This is a genomic window from Bradyrhizobium rifense (genome assembly GCF_008123425.1).
GTDB lineage: Bacteria > Pseudomonadota > Alphaproteobacteria > Rhizobiales > Xanthobacteraceae > Bradyrhizobium > Bradyrhizobium rifense.
Map to the genome: position 1 here is coordinate 1 of NZ_VSSS01000046.1, position 17,257 is coordinate 17,257.

16 protein-coding genes are annotated in these 17,257 nt (G+C 65.0%); 14 read left to right on the forward strand and 2 right to left on the reverse strand.

Features of this window, described 5'->3' with window-relative positions:
- Positions 1-381: 381 nt before the first annotated feature.
- From FXB40_RS28755 to lpxB, 14 genes are all read left to right on the forward strand, one after another.
- Positions 382-1,374: a 30S ribosomal protein S2 gene (locus FXB40_RS28755; RefSeq protein ID WP_148775491.1), complete on the forward strand. Its 993-nt coding sequence runs from the start codon at positions 382-384 to the stop codon at positions 1,372-1,374.
- A gap of 136 nt (positions 1,375-1,510) precedes the next feature.
- The gene (gene tsf / locus FXB40_RS28760) at positions 1,511-2,434 is read left to right on the forward strand and encodes a translation elongation factor Ts (RefSeq protein ID WP_148775492.1); all 924 of its coding nucleotides are present in this window, start codon (positions 1,511-1,513) and stop codon (positions 2,432-2,434) included.
- 60 nt (positions 2,435-2,494) lie between these two features.
- Complete coding sequence (pyrH, locus tag FXB40_RS28765; protein ID WP_148775493.1) at positions 2,495-3,211, forward strand: UMP kinase; 717 nt, start codon at positions 2,495-2,497, stop codon at positions 3,209-3,211.
- A gap of 66 nt (positions 3,212-3,277) precedes the next feature.
- Entirely contained in the window at positions 3,278-3,841 is a 564-nt protein-coding gene (gene frr / locus FXB40_RS28770; protein WP_148775494.1) for a ribosome recycling factor, read from the forward strand.
- Between the two features lie 103 nt (positions 3,842-3,944).
- Positions 3,945-4,703 (forward strand): isoprenyl transferase, encoded by a 759-nt coding sequence (locus tag FXB40_RS28775; protein ID WP_148775495.1) that lies wholly within the window; start codon positions 3,945-3,947, stop codon positions 4,701-4,703.
- A gap of 53 nt (positions 4,704-4,756) precedes the next feature.
- Entirely contained in the window at positions 4,757-5,542 is a 786-nt protein-coding gene (locus tag FXB40_RS28780) for a phosphatidate cytidylyltransferase (protein WP_187437217.1), read from the forward strand.
- 4 nt (positions 5,543-5,546) lie between these two features.
- Entirely contained in the window at positions 5,547-6,770 is a 1,224-nt protein-coding gene (gene dxr / locus FXB40_RS28785; protein ID WP_148775497.1) for a 1-deoxy-D-xylulose-5-phosphate reductoisomerase, read from the forward strand.
- Positions 6,771-6,814: 44 nt separating this feature from the next.
- The gene (gene rseP, locus FXB40_RS28790; protein WP_148775498.1) at positions 6,815-7,966 is read left to right on the forward strand and encodes an RIP metalloprotease RseP; all 1,152 of its coding nucleotides are present in this window, start codon (positions 6,815-6,817) and stop codon (positions 7,964-7,966) included.
- A gap of 175 nt (positions 7,967-8,141) precedes the next feature.
- Positions 8,142-10,682 (forward strand): outer membrane protein assembly factor BamA, encoded by a 2,541-nt coding sequence (gene bamA, locus FXB40_RS28795; RefSeq protein ID WP_148775499.1) that lies wholly within the window; start codon positions 8,142-8,144, stop codon positions 10,680-10,682.
- 149 nt (positions 10,683-10,831) lie between these two features.
- Positions 10,832-11,899: a UDP-3-O-(3-hydroxymyristoyl)glucosamine N-acyltransferase gene (lpxD, locus tag FXB40_RS28800; protein WP_148775500.1), complete on the forward strand. Its 1,068-nt coding sequence runs from the start codon at positions 10,832-10,834 to the stop codon at positions 11,897-11,899.
- Positions 11,896-12,357, forward strand: a complete 462-nt coding sequence (gene fabZ / locus FXB40_RS28805) for a 3-hydroxyacyl-ACP dehydratase FabZ (protein WP_128966488.1) — start codon at positions 11,896-11,898, stop codon at positions 12,355-12,357. The genes lpxD and fabZ overlap by 4 nt, the downstream gene beginning before the upstream one ends.
- Positions 12,358-12,527: 170 nt before the next feature.
- Positions 12,528-13,319 carry an acyl-ACP--UDP-N-acetylglucosamine O-acyltransferase gene (gene lpxA / locus FXB40_RS28810; protein ID WP_148775501.1) on the forward strand — a complete coding sequence of 264 codons (792 nt, stop codon included), beginning with the start codon at positions 12,528-12,530 and terminating at the stop codon, positions 13,317-13,319.
- 19 nt (positions 13,320-13,338) lie between these two features.
- Positions 13,339-14,196 (forward strand): LpxI family protein, encoded by an 858-nt coding sequence (locus FXB40_RS28815; protein WP_187437211.1) that lies wholly within the window; start codon positions 13,339-13,341, stop codon positions 14,194-14,196.
- The gene (gene lpxB, locus FXB40_RS28820) at positions 14,193-15,374 is read left to right on the forward strand and encodes a lipid-A-disaccharide synthase (RefSeq protein ID WP_148775503.1); all 1,182 of its coding nucleotides are present in this window, start codon (positions 14,193-14,195) and stop codon (positions 15,372-15,374) included. Before FXB40_RS28815 ends, lpxB begins: the two co-directional genes overlap by 4 nt.
- Here lpxB and FXB40_RS28825 read toward each other — a convergent pair.
- Positions 15,371-16,138 carry an SDR family NAD(P)-dependent oxidoreductase gene (locus FXB40_RS28825; protein ID WP_148775504.1) on the reverse strand — a complete coding sequence of 256 codons (768 nt, stop codon included), beginning with the start codon at positions 16,136-16,138 and terminating at the stop codon, positions 15,371-15,373. The genes lpxB and FXB40_RS28825 overlap by 4 nt on opposite strands.
- On the reverse strand, positions 16,135-17,250 hold the full coding sequence (locus FXB40_RS28830) for an ABC transporter ATP-binding protein (RefSeq protein ID WP_148775505.1): 1,116 nt from the start codon (positions 17,248-17,250) through the stop codon (positions 16,135-16,137). The genes FXB40_RS28825 and FXB40_RS28830 overlap by 4 nt, the downstream gene beginning before the upstream one ends.
- Between the last annotated feature and the right edge of the window lie 7 nt (positions 17,251-17,257).

Consider the following 17,257-nt stretch of genomic DNA (forward strand, 5'->3'; position numbering starts at 1 on the left):
ACCACGCCCGCCTGTCGCCGCGGCTCCCCGGCCCGCGCCGCCGCCGGTGGCCCGCCCGGCGCCGCCACCACCGCCCCGGGTGGCCGCAGCCCCGCCGCGTCCAGCCCCCCCGCCGCCGCGTCCTGCGGCTCCGGCCCCGAAAAAATGCCCGCCCAACCAGCCAAAGTGCTAGCGGTCAGGTGGGAATTGACGGAATGGGCCTTTCGCGGGCGGTAAAAGCCCCGAAAGGCCCTTATTTCCTTGCTTCTGGCCGAAATGGCGCTATACAGCGCCGCATCTCACACGGAAGCATGGCTCACAAGGCCGTCCGGTGGCAGCCGGGGCGACAACGCTCCGACTTGCTCACACGCTTCCGGAGGAACCAACCGGAGAATTAGAACGATGGCACTACCCGATTTCACTATGCGTCAGCTCCTCGAAGCCGGCGTGCACTTTGGTCACCAGTCTCACCGCTGGAATCCGAAAATGGCGCCGTTTATTTTCGGCGCTCGCAACAACATCCACATCGTCGACCTCGCCCAGACCGTGCCGTTGCTGCACAACGCCTTGCAGGCGGTGAGCGACACCGTCGCCAAGGGCGGCCGCATCCTATTCGTCGGCACCAAGCGCCAGGCTCAGGACGGCGTCGCGGACGCTGCCAAGCGCTGCGCTCAGTATTTCGTCAATTCGCGCTGGCTCGGCGGCACGCTGACCAACTGGAAGACGATCTCCGGCTCGATCAAGCGCCTGCGCCATCTCGACGACGTGCTGTCCGGCGGCGATGCCAGCTCCTACACCAAGAAGGAGCGTCTGACGCTTCAGCGCGAGCGCGACAAGCTCGATCGCTCGCTCGGCGGCATCAAGGATATGGGCGGTCTGCCCGACCTGATCTTCGTGATCGACACCAACAAGGAAGACATCGCGATCCAGGAAGCCCAGCGGCTCAACATCCCGGTGGCTGCGATCGTCGACACCAATTCGGACCCGAAGGGCATCACCTATGTGGTGCCGGGCAATGACGACGCGGGCCGCGCCATCGCGCTCTATTGCGATCTGATCGCACGTGCGGCGATCGACGGCATCTCGCGGGCCCAGGGTGATTCGGGCATCGATATCGGTGCGTCGAGCCGGCCGGTCGCTGAAGAGCTTCCGGCGGCAGCGAGCGGGTTCCAGGGCCTTGCCGGTCCGCGCGGCACCGCCGACGACCTCAAGAAGCTCCCGGGCGTGTCGGGTGCGATCGAGAAGAAGTTCAACGACCTCGGCATCTTCCACTTCTGGCAGCTCGCCGAGCTCGACCACGACACCGCGCACAAGATCGGCGAAGAAGTCGGTCTGCCGAGCCGGGCGGATGCCTGGGTGGCCAAGGCCAAGGCGCTGACCGCGGAAGCGGAATAGTCAAAAAGAGCGATCGGTTGGCCGGATAGGATCCGGCCACCATTTCATTCAGTTGACGCGAATTCCTGAGATGGACCGCGGCGGGGCGATTGGAGCCGCGCCGCGGCGAACCGGCAGGCAAGAAGGATTTTCAACGATGGCAACGATCACTGCTGCGATGGTCAAGGATCTGCGCGAGTCCACCGGCGCAGGCATGATGGACTGCAAGGCCGCGCTGACCGAGAACGACGGCAACATGGAAGCGGCGCAGGACTGGCTGCGCAAGAAGGGCCTGTCCAAGGCCGCCAAGAAGTCGGGCCGCGTCGCGGCCGAGGGCCTCATCGGCGCGCTCACGAAGGGCAACATGGGCGTCGTGGTCGAAGTCAATTCCGAGACCGACTTCGTCGCGCGTAACGGCCAGTTCCAGGGCCTGGTCAAGATGGTCGCCCAGGTCGCTTTCGACGCTGGCGCTGACGTCGAGAAGATCAAGGCCGCCAAGATCGGTGACGTCACGGTGGAAGCCGCGATCAACGACGCGATCGCCACCATCGGCGAGAACATGACGCTGCGTCGTGCCGCTTCGCTCGAAGTGAGCCAGGGCGTGGTGTCGAGCTACGTCCACGGTGCGGTCATCGACGGCGCCGGCAAGATGGGCGTGATCGTGGCGCTGGAATCGCCCGGCAAGGCCGACGAGCTCGCAGCGCTCGGCCGCCAGATCGCGATGCATGTCGCCGCCACCAACCCGCTCGCGCTCGAGCCGTCCGGTCTCGATCCGGCCGTCGTCAAGCGCGAGAAGGACGTCCTCGCCGACAAATATCGCCAGCAGGGCAAGCCGGAGAACGTGATCGAGAAGATCGTCGAGTCCGGTCTGAAGACCTACTACAAGGAAGTCTGCCTGCTCGAGCAGGCTTTCATCCACGACACCGGCAAGTCGGTGGCGCAGGCGGTGAAGGAAGCCGAAGGTAAGGTCGGCGGCGCCGTGAAAATCGCGGGCTTCGTGCGCTATGCTCTCGGCGAGGGAATCGAGAAGCAGGAATCGGACTTCGCGGCTGAGGTCGCGGCGGCTAGCGGCAAGAAGTAAGCGCCGGAACGTTCCTTCCGGCGTGCCGCCGGAAGCGGCGCCCGGACGAGGAAAGTGCTCATGACTGATCCGGTCTATCGTCGCGTCGTGATTAAGCTGTCCGGCGAATACCTCGCGGGACAGCAAGGCTTTGGCATCGATCAAGCGACAATGGACCGGGTTGCGGACGATCTGATCGCCGCCCGTCAGCTTGGCACCGAGGTTGCGGTCGTGATCGGCGGCGGCAATATCTTTCGCGGCGTCGAGGTGTCCTCCCGCGGCGTGTCGCGCCCGACCGGCGACACCATGGGCATGCTTGCCACCATGATGAACTGCCTCGCGCTCGAAGCGACGATCGAGCGCAAGGGCACGCCGGCGAGGGCTCTCTCGGCGTTCGTCATGCCCGAGATTTCCGAGCTGTTCACCCGCACCGCGGCGCACAAATATCTCGCCGAGGGCCGGATCCTGTTGCTTGGCGGCGGAACCGGCAATCCGTTCTTCACCACTGACACGACGGCGGTGCTGCGCGCCGCCGAGATCGGCGCCCAGGCGGTGCTGAAGGCGACCAACGTCGACGGCGTCTACTCGGCCGATCCGAAGAAGGACCCGTCCGCCACGCGATTCGACCGGCTGACGCATTCGCAGGCCATCGAGGGCGGCTACAAGGTGATGGATGCGACCGCCTTCGCACTTGCCCGCGAGACGTCGCTGCCTATCATCGTATTTTCGATCGCGGAGCCCGGTTCGATCGGCGCGATTCTACGCGGCGCCGGCCACGGGACAATCGTCGCCGGCTGACGGCTCATTTGGCGCCCCCGAGGGAAGGGCGCGGTGAGGTCGCCGGGATATTGAAGGAGAAACGTGATGGCCACGGGTAATTTCGATCTCAACGAAGTGAAGCGCCGCATGCAGGGTGCGGTCCAGTCGCTCAAGCATGAGCTTGGCGGCCTGCGTACCGGCCGCGCGTCGGCTTCGATGCTCGATCCGGTGCAGGTCGAGGCTTATGGCAGTCACATGCCACTCAATCAGCTCGCCACCGTCAGCGTGCCGGAGCCGCGCATGATCTCGGTGCAGGTCTGGGACAAGTCGATGGTGAAGCCGGTCGAGAAAGCGATCGTCGATTCCAATCTCGGCCTGTCGCCGGCGACCGAAGGCCAGGTGCTGCGCCTGCGCATTCCCGAGCTGAACGAGGAGCGCCGCAAGGAGCTGGTCAAGGTCGCGCACAAATACGCCGAAGCCGCCAAGGTGGCGGCGCGCCACGTCCGTCGCGACGGTCTCGATGTTCTGAAGAAGCTCGAGAAGAATCACGAGATGTCGGAGGACGATCAGAAGCGTCACGCCGACGAGGTGCAGAAGGTGACCGACGGCATCATCACCGAGATCGACCAGCTGCTGGCCGCCAAGGAAAAAGAAATCCTCACCGTCTAGGGCGCGATGAGCGATCATCATCGCGCTTTGGGGTATTGTTCGCGCATGATCCCGTCGGAACACCGCTTCGCATTCTTCCGGATCATGCTTTGAGGCCGCCTCCATGTCCAACGCCGCCGCGCCCGCAACGGAAGGACCAGACCGGTCCGACGCGCCTGCGCATGTCGCCATCATCATGGATGGCAACGGGCGTTGGGCGGCCGCGCGCGGTCTGCCGCGCGCGGAGGGGCATCGCCGCGGCGTCGAGGCACTGCGCCGCGTGGTGCGTGCCTCGCACGAGCTCGGCATCCGCTATCTCACCATCTTCTCGTTCTCTTCGGAGAACTGGTCGCGCCCGGCGAGCGAGATCGGCGATCTCTTCGGTCTGCTCAAGCGCTTCATCCGCAACGATCTCGCGAGCCTGCATCGCGACGGCGTCAAGGTTCGCATCATCGGCGAGCGCGACGGGCTCGAGGGCGACATCTGCGCGCTGCTGAACGAGGCCGAGGAATTGACGCGCGACAACACGCGCCTCACGCTCGTCGTCGCCTTCAACTACGGCTCGCGGCAGGAGATCGCGAAAGCGGCGCAAAAGCTCGCGCGCGAAGTCGCGGACGGCAGGCGCGATCCTGCCTCGATCGACGCCGATGCTCTCGGCGCCCATCTCGACGCGCCCGACATTCCCGACCCCGATCTCATCATCCGCACCAGCGGCGAGCAGCGCCTGTCCAATTTCCTGATGTGGCAGGCCGCCTATAGCGAGCTTGTGTTCGTGCCGTTGCACTGGCCCGATTTCGACAAGGCGGCGCTCGAAGGCGCGATCGCCGAATTCGCCAGGCGCGAGCGCCGTTTCGGCGGCCTGGTCGCGAAAACCGCCTCGTGAGCGAACCCGGCGCCGACGTAGCGGGCGCGAAGCCCGCCCCGAGCAATTTCCTGATGCGAGTCCTCGCAGCGCTGGTATTGGCGCCGCTGACCATTGCGGTCGCTTACGCCGGTGGCTGGCTGTGGGCGCTGCTCGTCACCCTGGTGTCGATCGGGCTGTTCGCGGAATGGCTGATGGTGGTGGGGGCGGGGTCCGCTGCGCTGACCGGGGCAGGGACGATCGTCATCGCCATGATGGGGGCCTGCGTTGCCTTCGGCGCACTGAAGACCGCCGTCGTCACCGGCTGTGTCGGCGGTGCGATCGTGACGCTGATTGCGCGGGGCAAGTTCGTCTGGGCCGCGACCGGATTCGCCTATGCAGCGGCGGCGCTGCTCGCCTCGATCCTGGTGCGGAAGGATCTCGCGCACGGCTTCGCCGCGCTGATGTTCGTGCTGCTCGTGGTGTGGGCGACCGATATCGGCGGTTATTTCGCCGGCCGCGGCATCGGCGGACCGAAGCTGTGGCCGCGCGTCAGCCCGAAGAAGACCTGGGCCGGCGCGTTCGGCGGTTTCGCCGCGAGCCTTGCGGTTGCCGCCGGGTTTGCCGCATTCGGCATCGGAAAAGCGGTTCCGCTGCTGCTCGTCAGCGCCATCCTTTCGGTGGTCTCGCAGGCGGGCGATCTGTTCGAATCCGCGGTGAAAAGACGCTTCGGCGTCAAGGATTCCAGTCACTTAATTCCCGGCCATGGCGGACTTCTGGACCGCCTGGACGGCTTTGTCGCCGCCATCCTGGTGGCATGGATTATCGGCTTCCTCCGCCATGGTGTGCATAGCGCCGGAAGCGGTCTTATGGTTTGGTGAGGATATGAGCGCAGTCCCTTTGCGTAATAACAAGCCGGCTGCGGCCGCCATCCGCAGCGTCACGGTGCTCGGTGCCACCGGCTCGATCGGCGACAGCACGATGGATCTGCTGCGCGCTTCGCCCGAACGCTATCGCGTCGAGGCCCTGACCGCGAACAGCAATGTCGCAGCGCTGGCGAAGCTTGCGAAGGAGTTTTCCGCGCGCTTCGTCGCGATCGCAGACGCCTCCAAGCTTGCCGAGCTCAAGTCCGCACTTGCGGGCACGAGCACCGAATGCGGCGCCGGCGAAAGCGCGGTGATCGAGGCGGGCGCGCGTCCGGCCGATTGGGTGATGGCGGCGGTGAGCGGCGCGGCCGGACTGAAGCCGGCCCTGGCTGCGGTCGATCGCGGCGCGCATGTCGCGCTCGCCAACAAGGAATGCCTGGTTTGCGCCGGCGATTTCTTCATGCAGCGCGCGGCGAAAGCGGGCGCCTGTATCTTGCCGGCCGATTCCGAGCACAACGCGCTGTTCCAGGCGCTGGCATCGGGCAATCGCGACGAGCTGGTTCGCGTCATCATCACCGCGTCGGGCGGCCCGTTCCGCACCTGGAAGCCGGCCGACATCGAGCAGGCGACCCTCGAACAGGCCCTAAAGCATCCGAACTGGAGCATGGGTCAGAAGATCACGATCGATTCCGCCTCGATGATGAACAAGGGGCTCGAGGTCATCGAGGCGTCCTATCTGTTCGCACTGAAGCCTGATGAGATCGACGTGCTGGTGCATCCGCAGTCGATCATTCACGGCATGGTCGAGTTCTCGGATCGCTCAGTGATGGCCCAGCTCGGCTCGCCGGACATGCGCACGCCGATCGCCCATTGCCTCGGCTGGCCCGAGCGGATCAAGGGACCGGCGGCCAGACTCGATCTGGCCAAGATCGGCCAGCTGACCTTCGAGGCGCCGGATTTCGAGCGGTTCCCCGGGCTTCGCCTGGCGTTCGATTCGCTCCGGCACGGCAAGGGGGCCACCACCGTCTACAACGCCGCCAACGAGGTCGCGGTCGCGGCTTTCATCGCCGGCAAGATCCGGTTCGGCGCCATTGCCCGCCTGGTCGAGGCGACGCTGGAGGACTGGATCCGGGGCGGGAACCAGGGCCCCATGACCTCAGCGGATGATGCAATATCCGTTGACCATGTTTCGCGAAATAAAGCTGCCGCCCTATTGCCTCAAATTGCCTTAAAGGCATCCTAGGTAGTTCGGGGCCAGGGCCTAGCGGCGCTGGGTGAGGGAATTCGATGATCGACTTTTTCGTCCATAGTTTCAATATGTTGAGCCATGGGCTCCTCGGTTACGCGGTTCCTTTCCTGTTCGTCCTGACCATCGTCGTGTTCTTCCACGAGCTCGGCCATTTCCTGGTCGCGCGCTGGGCCGGCGTTCGTGTCTTGACCTTCTCGCTCGGTTTCGGACCTGAGCTGGTTGGTTTCAACGACCGCCACGGCACGCGCTGGAAAATCTCGGCGATCCCGCTCGGCGGCTACGTCAAGTTCTTCGGCGACGAGAGCGAAGCTTCGACCCCGTCGGCGGAAACGCTCGCGGCCATGACGGCGGAGGAGCGCGCCGGCAGCTTCCACCACAAGAAGGTCGGCCCGCGCGCCGCGATCGTCGCGGCCGGCCCGATTGCCAATTTCATCCTCGGCGCCCTTATTTTCGCAGGCATGGCCCTGTATTACGGCAAGCCGAGCACGATCGCGCGCGTGGACGGCGTCGTCGCCGACGGCGCTGCGGCCACCGCCGGCTTCAAGATCGGCGACATCGTCGTGCAGATCGACGGCAAGCCGATCGAGAGCTTTGCCGACATGCAGCGGATCGTCGCGACGAGCGCCGGTTCGGCACTGGCTTTCCAGGTGAAGCGGGATGGCGCGATCGTGTCGCTGACCGCGACACCGGCGCTGCTCGAGCGCAAGGATCCGTTCGGCAACAGCCACCACGTCGGCGTGCTCGGCGTCGAGCACAAGTCCCAGGCCGGTGAGGCCTCGACCGCGCCGGTCGGTGTCGGCGAGGCGCTCAAGATCGGGGTCGAGCAGGTCTGGTTCATCATCACCAGCACCTTCAAGTTCCTGGGCTCTCTGTTCATCGGCCAGGGCAATCCGAACGAGGTCAGCGGCGTCCTCGGCATCGCCAAGATGTCGGGGCAGGCGGCCAGCGCCGGGTTCCAGTTTGTGATCAATCTGTGCGCCGTGCTGTCGGTCTCGATCGGGCTTCTGAACCTGTTCCCGATCCCGCTGCTCGACGGCGGCCACCTTATGTTCTACGCGGCCGAGGTCGTCCGTGGCCGTCCGCTGTCCGAGCGGACCCAGGAAATGGGGTTCCGAATCGGGCTCGGTCTGGTGCTGATGCTGATGGTGTTCGCGACCTACAACGACATCCTTCGGATGGCGGCTTCCTGATAGGGGCTTTTTTGTGGCGTTGCTGATGAGCAACGTCTTGGAATGAAATTGAAATTACGGCGCGCTCGGCCGTTTGCGGCGTCGGTTAAATTGGCTACAAGCGGCTTGAACTTGGGGAATCTCCCAGACCGGCTTTGGGGTTGGGTCTGGTACGTGGATAAGGGCGCGTTGCGCAATGAAGTTTGGACTGCGACTCCGGGGGGGCTTGCTTGCAACCCTGATCATGTTCGGCGCGCCGGTGTTTGCCCCGGTTGGGGCTGTTTTTGTATCTTCGTCTGCGCACGCTCAGACCGTGCAGTCGATTTCCGTCGAAGGGAATCGCCGTGTCGAGGTGGAGACGATCCGCTCCTATTTCAAGGCCGGCCCCGGTGGTCACCTCGATCAGGGCGCCATCGATGACGGCCTCAAGGCGCTGATCGAAACCGGCCTGTTCCAGGACGTGAAGATCAACCGCGGCCCCGGCGGCCAGATCGTCGTCTCCGTGGTGGAAAACGCGGTGATCGGGCGCATTGCGTTCGAGGGTAACAAGAAGATCAAGGACGAGCAGCTCACCGCCGAAGTCCAGTCCAAGGCCCGCGGCACGTTCTCCCGCGCCATGGTCCAGTCGGACACGCTGCGAATCGCCGAAATCTATCGCCGCTCCGGCCGCTATGACGTGACCGTCACCCCGGAGATCATCGAGCAGCCGAACAACCGCGTCGATCTCATCTTCACGGTCAACGAAGGCGCCAAGACCTCGGTCAAGTCGATCGAGTTCATCGGCAACAACGCGTACTCGTCCTACCGCCTCAAGGACGTCATCAAGACGCACGAATCGAATCTGCTGAGCTTCCTCGCAAGCGGTGACGTCTACGATCCGGACCGCGTCGAAGCCGACCGCGACCTGATTCGCCGCTTCTACCTGAAGAACGGCTTTGCCGACGTTCAGGTCGTCGCCGCGCTCACCGAATACGATCCGGAGAAGAAGGGCTTCAACGTCACCTTCAAGATCGAGGAAGGCCAGCAGTACCGCGTCGGCAGCCTCGATTTCCGCACCAGCATCCCGAACTTCGACGCGAGCTCGCTGCGCAGCTTCTCGCGCGTCAATGTCGGCTCGCTCTACAACGTCGAATCGGTCGAGAAGTCGGTCGAGGAGATGCAGATCGAGGCCTCGCGCCGCGGCTATGCCTTCGCGGTGGTGCGTCCGGGCGGCGATCGCAATTTCGATGCGCATACCGTCTCCGTCGTGTTCAACATCGACGAAGGTCCGCGCACCTATATCGAGCGCATCAATATCCGCGGCAACACGCGTACCCGTGACTACGTGATCCGTCGCGAGTTCGACCTCTCCGAGGGCGATGCCTACAATCGTGCGCTGGTCGATCGCGCCGAGCGCCGCCTGAAGAACCTCGACTACTTCAAGAGCGTGAAGATCACGACGGAGCCGGGCTCTTCCAGCGACCGCGTGGTCCTGATCGTCGATCTCGAAGAAAAGTCGACCGGCGACTTCTCGGTCTCCGGTGGTTACTCCACGACCGACGGTGCGCTGGCCGAAGTCTCGGTCTCCGAGCGCAACCTGCTCGGCCGCGGCCTGTTCGCCAAGGCGTCGGTCACCTACGGCCAGTACGCCCGCGGCTATTCGCTGTCGTTCGTCGAGCCCTATCTGCTCGATTACCGCGTCGCGCTGGGCCTGGATTTCTATCAGCGCACCCAGCTGTCCAACAACTACATCTCCTACGGGACCAAGACGCTGGGCTTCTCGCCGCGCCTCGGCTTCGCCCTGCGTGAGGACCTGTCGCTCCAGTTGCGCTACTCGATCTACCAGCAGGAAATCGAGCTGCCGTCCAATCTGGCGAACTGTAACAACGTCCTCGGTTCGTCGGCGTTCAACCCGAGCCCGGCCTTCGCCGCCACGCAGATTCCGCCGATCGACCTGACCTCGACCAACGGCCTCGGCTGCTACGGCGATGGTGAAGCGTCGCTCCCGGTGCGCAAGGAACTGGCGAACGGCAAGACGCTGACCTCGGCGCTTGGCTACACGCTGACCTACAACACGCTGGACAACAACAAGAACCCGACCGACGGCCTGCTCATCGACTTCCGGCAGGACTTCGCCGGCGTCGGCGGCGACGTCTCCTACCTGAAGACCGTGGCCGATGCGAAGTACTACCAATCGCTGGTGTCGGACCTTGTCGGTCTCGTCCATCTCCAGGGCGGCATCCTGAACAAGGTCGGCAGCACCGATCTGCGCATGCTGGATCATTTCCAGATGGGCCCGAACCTCGTCCGCGGCTTTGCGCCGAACGGCATCGGTCCGCGCGATTTGAATCCCTTTGGTACGCAGGACGCGCTCGGCGGCACCAAATATTGGGGCGCTTCGTTGGAATTGCAGATGCCGTTCTGGTTCCTTCCGAAGGAAGTGGGTCTGAAGGGCGCTGTCTACGCCGACGCCGGCGGTCTCTTCGACTATCAGGGCCCGACGACGTGGTCGTTGACCAACGAAATGACCACGACCAAGAACTCGAACTGTACGCCATCGACCACCAGCCCGGCCACGGCTGGAACTTGTACCGGCCTGGTGTATGACAATGGCAATGTGGTCCGCTCGTCGGTCGGTGTCGGTCTGATCTGGGCTTCGCCGTTCGGTCCGCTGCGCTTCGACTACGCAGTGCCGCTCACCAAGGGCAAGAATGACCGCACGCAGGAATTCCGGTTCGGCGGCGGCACCTCGTTCTAATTCGATCAGCGGGGCATGATCCGGCCCCCTTGGGAATTCCTCCTAGGAAGTCCCGGGGCCGGTCGCCAAAAAGATCGTGATAAATCCATGAGATAAGGCATGATGCGGCCTTGCCGCTTCATGCCGAAGCCGGACCGCGACGGGGTGGAATGGCGCAGCCGACCTTCTTCAGAAAACCGCCGGCCTCAACGCTGGCCGACATCGCCGCGCTGACCAAGGCGCAACTGGTCGACCCTGTCAGGGGCGATCATGTCATCACGGGTCTTGCTTCGCTGGACGAAGCCGGCCCGATGCATCTGGCGTTCTTCGACAACCTCAAATACGCCGATGAGCTCAAGGCGACCAAGGCTGGCGCCTGTCTGGTGAGCCCGCGCTTCGAGGCCCAGGTACCCGCGCATGTGGCCGTGCTGCGGGCGGCGCAGCCGTTCCGCGCCTTTGTCGGGATCGCCCGGGAATGGCACGGCGATGCGCTTCGTCCACAGTCATGGTTCGGCAATGACGGCATTGCGCCATCGGCCATCATCGACCCGTCAGCGCGGCTGGAGGACGACGTCATCGTCGAGCCGCTGACCGTCATTGGTCCGGATGTCGAGATCGGCAGCGGCACCGTGATCGGCGCCGGCGTGGTTCTTGGTCCGGGCGTCAAGATCGGGCGGGACTGCAATGTCGGCGCCCGCACGGCCATCCAGTGCGCACTGATCGGCAACAACGTGCTGATCCACCCCGGCTGCTCGATCGGCCAGGACGGCTACGGCTTCATCTTCTTCGGCCCCGAGGGCCATCTGAAGGTGCCCCAGACCGGCCGTGTGCTGATCCAGAACAATGTGGAGGTCGGCGCCGGCACCACCATCGATCGCGGCTCCCTGCGGGACACCGTGATCGGGGAGGGCACCAAAATCGACAATCAGGTCCAGATCGGCCACAATGTGACGATCGGCCGGAACTGCCTGCTAGCGGCCCAGATCGGGCTCGCGGGCAGCCTGACGATCGGCGACAACGTGGCGCTGGGAGCAAAGGTCGGCATCAACAATCACCTCAAGATCGGTGACGGGGCCCAGGTCACCGCGATGAGCGGGGTCAAGGACGACATCCCGCCGAACGGTCGCTGGGGCGGATTTTTTGCCAAGCCGACCAAACAATGGTTCAAGGAAATTATCGCGGTGGAGCGCCTGGTACGCGACAGCAAGGCCGATCCGAAGGACGAGGGACGGGAATGACGGCGGAATCACCTGTGAAATTCGAGCTGGTGGATATCAATGCGATCCTCCAGACGCTGCCGCACCGCTTTCCGATGCTCCTGATCGACCGGGTGATCAATATCCGGGCCGATTACAGCGGCATCGGCATCAAGAACGTCACCTTCAACGAGCCGGCCTTCCAGGGCCATTTTCCGGAACGTCCGGTCTATCCGGGCGTGATGATGATCGAGGCGATGGCGCAGACCGCCGGCGTGATCGGCATCAAGTCGGTCGAGGGCACGGAGAAGCCGCGGGCGGTCTATTTCCTCACCATCGACAAGTGCAAGTTCCGCAAGCCGGTGCTGCCCGGCGATACCATCGAGTATCACATGCGCTCGCTCGGCCGCCGCAAGACTATGTGGTGGTTTCACGGCGACGCCAAGGTCAACGGCACCGTCGTCGCCGAAGCCGATGTCGGGGCGATGCTGACCGACTGATTGAGGCGCGCCACCCGTTCAAGTGTTGGATGAGGTCGTTGATGCAGCGGCGCGGTATCCTCAGCCGGTCTCTGAAATACGCCGAGATCATACGTCACTGGACAGATCGGGCGCAGTCGCGCTAACCACCGGAAAGCCGAGCAAGTTCAACACATAGTCAGACCTTCTTGATGAGTAAGATCGACCCCACCGCACGGGTGGAAGACGGCGCCGTGATCGGCGAGGGCACCGAGATCGGGCCCTTTTGCATTATTGGCCGCAACGCCCGGATCGGGGCCAATTGCAAGCTGATCGGACAGGTCACAATCATCGGCCATACCTCGGTCGGGGACAATTGCGTGATCTCGCCGTTCGCGGTGCTCGGCGGCGCGCCGCAGGACCTCAGCTACAAGGGCGAGCCGACCACGCTCGACATCGGTTCCGGCTGCACCATCCGCGAAGGCGCGACGATGAACGTTGGTACTGTCAAGGGCGGCGGGAAGACGCGCGTCGGCAACGACGGCTACTTCATGAACAACAGCCACGTCGGCCATGATTGCATGGTCGGCAACAACGCGATCTTCGCGACCTCGGCGACGCTCGGTGGCCATTGCGAGATCGGCGATGCCGTCTATATCGGCGGGTTGTCCGCGGTGCACCAGTTCACGCGCATCGGCCCCTATGTGATGGTCGGCGGCCTCTCGGGCGTGCGCGACGACATCATTCCTTACGGGCTCGCCAACGGCCAATATGCCGTGCTGGAGAGCCTCAATCTCATCGGCATGAAGCGGCGCAAGTTCACCAGGCAGCGCCTCGCAACCGTGCGTTCGTTCTACCAAAAACTCTTCCATGGCCCCGGCACCTTCGCCGAGCGGCTGGAGGCGGCGCGGCCCCTTGAGAGCGAAGATCCTGCGATCGACGAAATCCTCGGCTTCATCGGCAAGGGCAAGCGTCCGCTCTGTCTTCCCGCCATCGAGAAGTGACGCCGGGATGGCCGCGGACATGACATCGGCGGCTCCAGGGGTTTCATCACCGGTCGGCGTGGTCGCGGGCGGCGGCGCGATGCCGTTCGCTGTTGCCGAGTCGCTCGCCGCGCGCGGCATTACGCCGGTGCTGTTTCCGTTGCGGGGCGCCTGCGATCCGGTGCAGGTGGAGAAATTCCGCCACCGCTGGATCTCGGTCGGTCAGCTCGGCCGCGCCATGCGGCTGTTCCGCGAGGAAGGCTGCCGCGACCTGATCTTCATCGGCACCTTGGTGCGGCCCTCGCTCAAAGAGATCCGGTTCGACGTCACGACGTTGCGGCTGCTCGGTAACGTCATCCGCGCCTTCCGCGGCGGCGACGACCATCTGTTGTCGGGCGTCGGGCGCATTCTCGAGCAAGGCGGCTTTCGCATGGTCGGCATCAAGGATGTCGCGCCCGACCTGCTGATGCCCGAGGGCTGCATCACCCGCGCCTGGCCGGCCGACAATGCCAAGGGCGACATCGAACGCGGGCGCGCGGTGCTCACCGCGCTCGGGCCGTTCGACATCGGTCAGGCCGCCGTGGTGATCGACGGTCATGTGGTGGCGGTCGAGGACATCGAGGGCACTGATGCGCTGCTCGCGCGCGTGGCGCGGCTGCGCGAGGAGGGCCGTATCCGTGCCGCGACGGGGCGTGGCGTGCTGGTGAAGGCGCCGAAGACCGGCCAGGATTTGCGCTTCGATCTGCCGACGATCGGCGCGCGCACGATCGAGGGCGTCGCCAAGGCCGGCCTTGCCGGTGTTGCCGTCATCGCCGGCAACACCATTGCCGCCGAGCCGCAGGCGATGATCGGGCTCGCCGACGCCAAATATCTCTTCGTCGTCGGTCTGCCTGCGTGATGCAGACCCGCGATCCCAAACGGAAGATCTTCCTGATCGCGACGGAGGAGTCCGGCGACCGGCTCGGTTCGGCGCTGATGAAGGTGCTGCGCCAGCGCCTCGGTGACGGCGTGCAGTTCGAGGGCGTCGGCGGCCGCACCATGGCGCGCGAGGGGCTCGAGACGCTGTTTCCGATCGAGGAGCTGTCGATCGTCGGCTTTGCCGCGGTGGTGCAGCAACTGCCGAAGATCCTGCGGCTGATCCGCGAGACCTCGGATGCGGTGATCGAGGCCATGCCCGACGCGCTGGTCATCATCGACAGTCCCGATTTCACCCATCGCGTGGCGCGCCGCGTCCGCGCGAAGAATCCGGCGATCCCGGTCGTCGACTACGTCTCGCCCTCGGTCTGGGCCTGGCGGCCCGGCCGCGCGCGCGCGATGCTCGGCTATGTCGATCACGTGCTGGGTCTGCTGCCGTTCGAGCCGGAGGAGTACCGTAAGCTGAAAGGGCCGCCATGCAGCTATGTCGGCCATCCCCTGATCGAGCAATTGCCGTCGCTGCGCCCGAACCTTGACGAGCAAAAGCGGCGCGACAGCGAGCCGCCGGTGCTGCTGGTGCTGCCGGGCAGCCGCCGCAGCGAGATCCGGCACCATCTCGGCCTGTTCGGCGCCGCGCTCGGGCGATTGCAGGCCGAGGGCCGTGCGTTCGAATTGATGCTGCCGACGATGCCGCATCTCGAGGCCACCGTCCGCAGGGGCATTGCGACCTGGTCGGTCAAGCCGCAGATCGTGGTCGGTGAAACCGAGAGGCGCGCCGCATTCCGGATCGCGCGCGCGGCGCTGGCAAAATCCGGCACGGTGACGCTGGAGCTGGCGCTCTCGGGCATTCCGATGGTGACGGCCTATCGCGTCGGCGCGATGGAGGCCTTCATCCTGCGCCGCGCGATCCAGGTCTCTTCGGTGATCCTCGCCAATCTCGTGATCGGCAAGGACGTGATCCCCGAGTTTCTGCAGGAGGACTGCACGCCGGAGAAGCTCGCCGCAGCACTGTCCGAGGTGCTGACGGAGACGCCGATGCGCAAGCAACAGGTCGAAGCCTTCGCGCAGCTCGACACCATCATGTCCACCGGCAACAAATTGCCGAGCGTGCTCGCCGCCGACATCGTGCTCGCGACGATGCGCAAGGGGCGGCGCAGCTAGGCCAGGCCGCCGTCGACCCGGAACAACTGGCACGTGATGCGCTGGCTCGCGTCGGAGGCGAGGTAGAGCGCCATGTCGGCGATATCGTCGGGCGTCACCGCATCGGGAATGGCCTGGCGCGTGCGCAGCTCGGTGATGGCCTGCTCATTGGGAAACCACAGCCGACGCTGCCGCTCGGTGATCACCATTCCCGGCGCAATCGCGTTGACGCGGATGCGGTCGGCGCCGTACCGGCGGCCCAGTGAATTGGTGAAGCCGACGATCGCCGCCTTGGCCGCGGCGTAGACCGGCAGCGCCGGTGCGCCGCGCATCCAGGCCACCGACGACATGTTGATGATCGAGCCGCCGCCACGCGCCTGCATCTGCGGTACCACGGCTTGCGCGGCAAAGAAGACGTGCTTGAGATTGACGCCGATCATCCAGTCGAATTCGGCCGGCGTCACGTCGGCCAGCATCTGGCGCTGGTCATTGGCGGCGTTGTTGACGAGGACGGCGGCATCGCCGAGCGAACCGTGCACCTTTGCCAGTGCGGCGCGCAAGGCCTCGATGTCGAGGAGGTCACAGGGCACGAACAGCGGCGCGCGGCTGGATGTTTTCGCCACCTCGTGCGCTAACGCTTCGCCCGCCTGGGTATCGATGTCGAGGAAGGCGACACGAGCGCCCTGGGCGGCGAAAGCGCGCACGAAGGCGGCGCCGATGCCGCTGGCGCCCCCGGTGATCAGCACCACGCGGTCCGCGAGGTGGGCATAGCTCGTCTTGGTCATGCGATCAGTCGCTCCGTCTCAGGGTCGAACAGGCAAATGCGGCGGGTATCGAGGGCGAAGGAGGCGGTCCCGCCCGGCGTCGGGCGGATCTCCGGCGAGATGCGTGCCTGCGCGGGCTCGCCGCCAAGCCGCAGCAGGACAATGGTTTCCGCGCCGGTGGGCTCAACCAGCTCGACAGGCGCGGTGACAATGACCGGCGCACCTGTGGCGCCGGAGAACACGCGATCGCCTTCGGCGATGCATTCCGGCCGGATTCCAAGCACCACCTCGCGGCCGACATAGGACGCAGCTGCGTCGTAGTCCTGGAGGCGGAGACGCACCTCGTCCGGCCGGCCTGCGCCGATCACCGCCACAGGCCCGCCGGCGTCGGCCTCGAGCCGTGCCGGCATCGTGTTCATCGGCGGCGAGCCCATGAAGCGGGCGACGAACAGATTGGCCGGATAGCGATACACCGTGTCGGGGTCGGCGAATTGCTGCACCACGCCGCGATGCATCACGGCGATGCGGGTTGCCATCGTCATCGCCTCGATCTGATCGTGGGTGACGTAGATGATGGTGGCGCCGATACGCTGGTGCAGCCGCTTGATCTCCATCCGCATCTCGACCCGCAGCTTGGCGTCGAGATTGGAGAGCGGCTCGTCGAACAGGAAGAGCAGGGGATCGCGCACCAGCGCGCGCCCCATCGCCACGCGCTGGCGCTGGCCGCCGGACAGTTGCGACGGCTTGCGGCCGAGCAGGGGCTCGATCTGGAGCAGCTTGGCCACATTCGCCAGTGCCTTCTCCTGCTCCGCCTTGGCGACGTGTCGGCATTCCATGCCGAAGGTGATGTTCTGGCGCACCGTCATCGACGGATAGAGCGCGTAGGACTGGAACACCATGGCGATGTCGCGGTCCTTGGGGGGGACGTCGTTGACGACGCGTCCGCCGATCTCGATCTTGCCGTCGCTGGCCCGATCGAGCCCGGCGACGATGTTGAGCAGCGTGGATTTGCCGCAGCCGGACGGCCCGACCAGCACGGTGAATTCACCGCTCTCGATGTCGAGGTCGATGCCCTTCAGCACCTCCAGGTTGGCGTAGCGCTTCGACAGGGCACGAATGCTCAGAGCTGCCATGACACAT

What these genes read in the sequence shown, in the direction of transcription:
- FXB40_RS28755 (WP_148775491.1), top strand. Translation starts at nt 382, where the DNA reads ATGGCACTACCCGATTTCACTATGCGTCAGCTCCTCGAAGCCGGCGTG.
- tsf (WP_148775492.1), top strand. Translation starts at nt 1,511, where the DNA reads ATGGCAACGATCACTGCTGCGATGGTCAAGGATCTGCGCGAGTCCACC.
- pyrH (WP_148775493.1), top strand. Translation starts at nt 2,495, where the DNA reads ATGACTGATCCGGTCTATCGTCGCGTCGTGATTAAGCTGTCCGGCGAA.
- frr (WP_148775494.1), top strand. Translation starts at nt 3,278, where the DNA reads ATGGCCACGGGTAATTTCGATCTCAACGAAGTGAAGCGCCGCATGCAG.
- FXB40_RS28775 (WP_148775495.1), top strand. Translation starts at nt 3,945, where the DNA reads ATGTCCAACGCCGCCGCGCCCGCAACGGAAGGACCAGACCGGTCCGAC.
- FXB40_RS28780 (WP_187437217.1), top strand. Translation starts at nt 4,757, where the DNA reads ATGCGAGTCCTCGCAGCGCTGGTATTGGCGCCGCTGACCATTGCGGTC.
- dxr (WP_148775497.1), top strand. Translation starts at nt 5,547, where the DNA reads ATGAGCGCAGTCCCTTTGCGTAATAACAAGCCGGCTGCGGCCGCCATC.
- rseP (WP_148775498.1), top strand. Translation starts at nt 6,815, where the DNA reads ATGATCGACTTTTTCGTCCATAGTTTCAATATGTTGAGCCATGGGCTC.
- bamA (WP_148775499.1), top strand. Translation starts at nt 8,142, where the DNA reads ATGAAGTTTGGACTGCGACTCCGGGGGGGCTTGCTTGCAACCCTGATC.
- lpxD (WP_148775500.1), top strand. Translation starts at nt 10,832, where the DNA reads ATGGCGCAGCCGACCTTCTTCAGAAAACCGCCGGCCTCAACGCTGGCC.
- fabZ (WP_128966488.1), top strand. Translation starts at nt 11,896, where the DNA reads ATGACGGCGGAATCACCTGTGAAATTCGAGCTGGTGGATATCAATGCG.
- lpxA (WP_148775501.1), top strand. Translation starts at nt 12,528, where the DNA reads ATGAGTAAGATCGACCCCACCGCACGGGTGGAAGACGGCGCCGTGATC.
- FXB40_RS28815 (WP_187437211.1), top strand. Translation starts at nt 13,339, where the DNA reads ATGACATCGGCGGCTCCAGGGGTTTCATCACCGGTCGGCGTGGTCGCG.
- FXB40_RS28825 (WP_148775504.1), bottom strand. Translation starts at nt 16,138, where the DNA reads ATGACCAAGACGAGCTATGCCCACCTCGCGGACCGCGTGGTGCTGATC.
- FXB40_RS28830 (WP_148775505.1), bottom strand. Translation starts at nt 17,250, where the DNA reads ATGGCAGCTCTGAGCATTCGTGCCCTGTCGAAGCGCTACGCCAACCTG.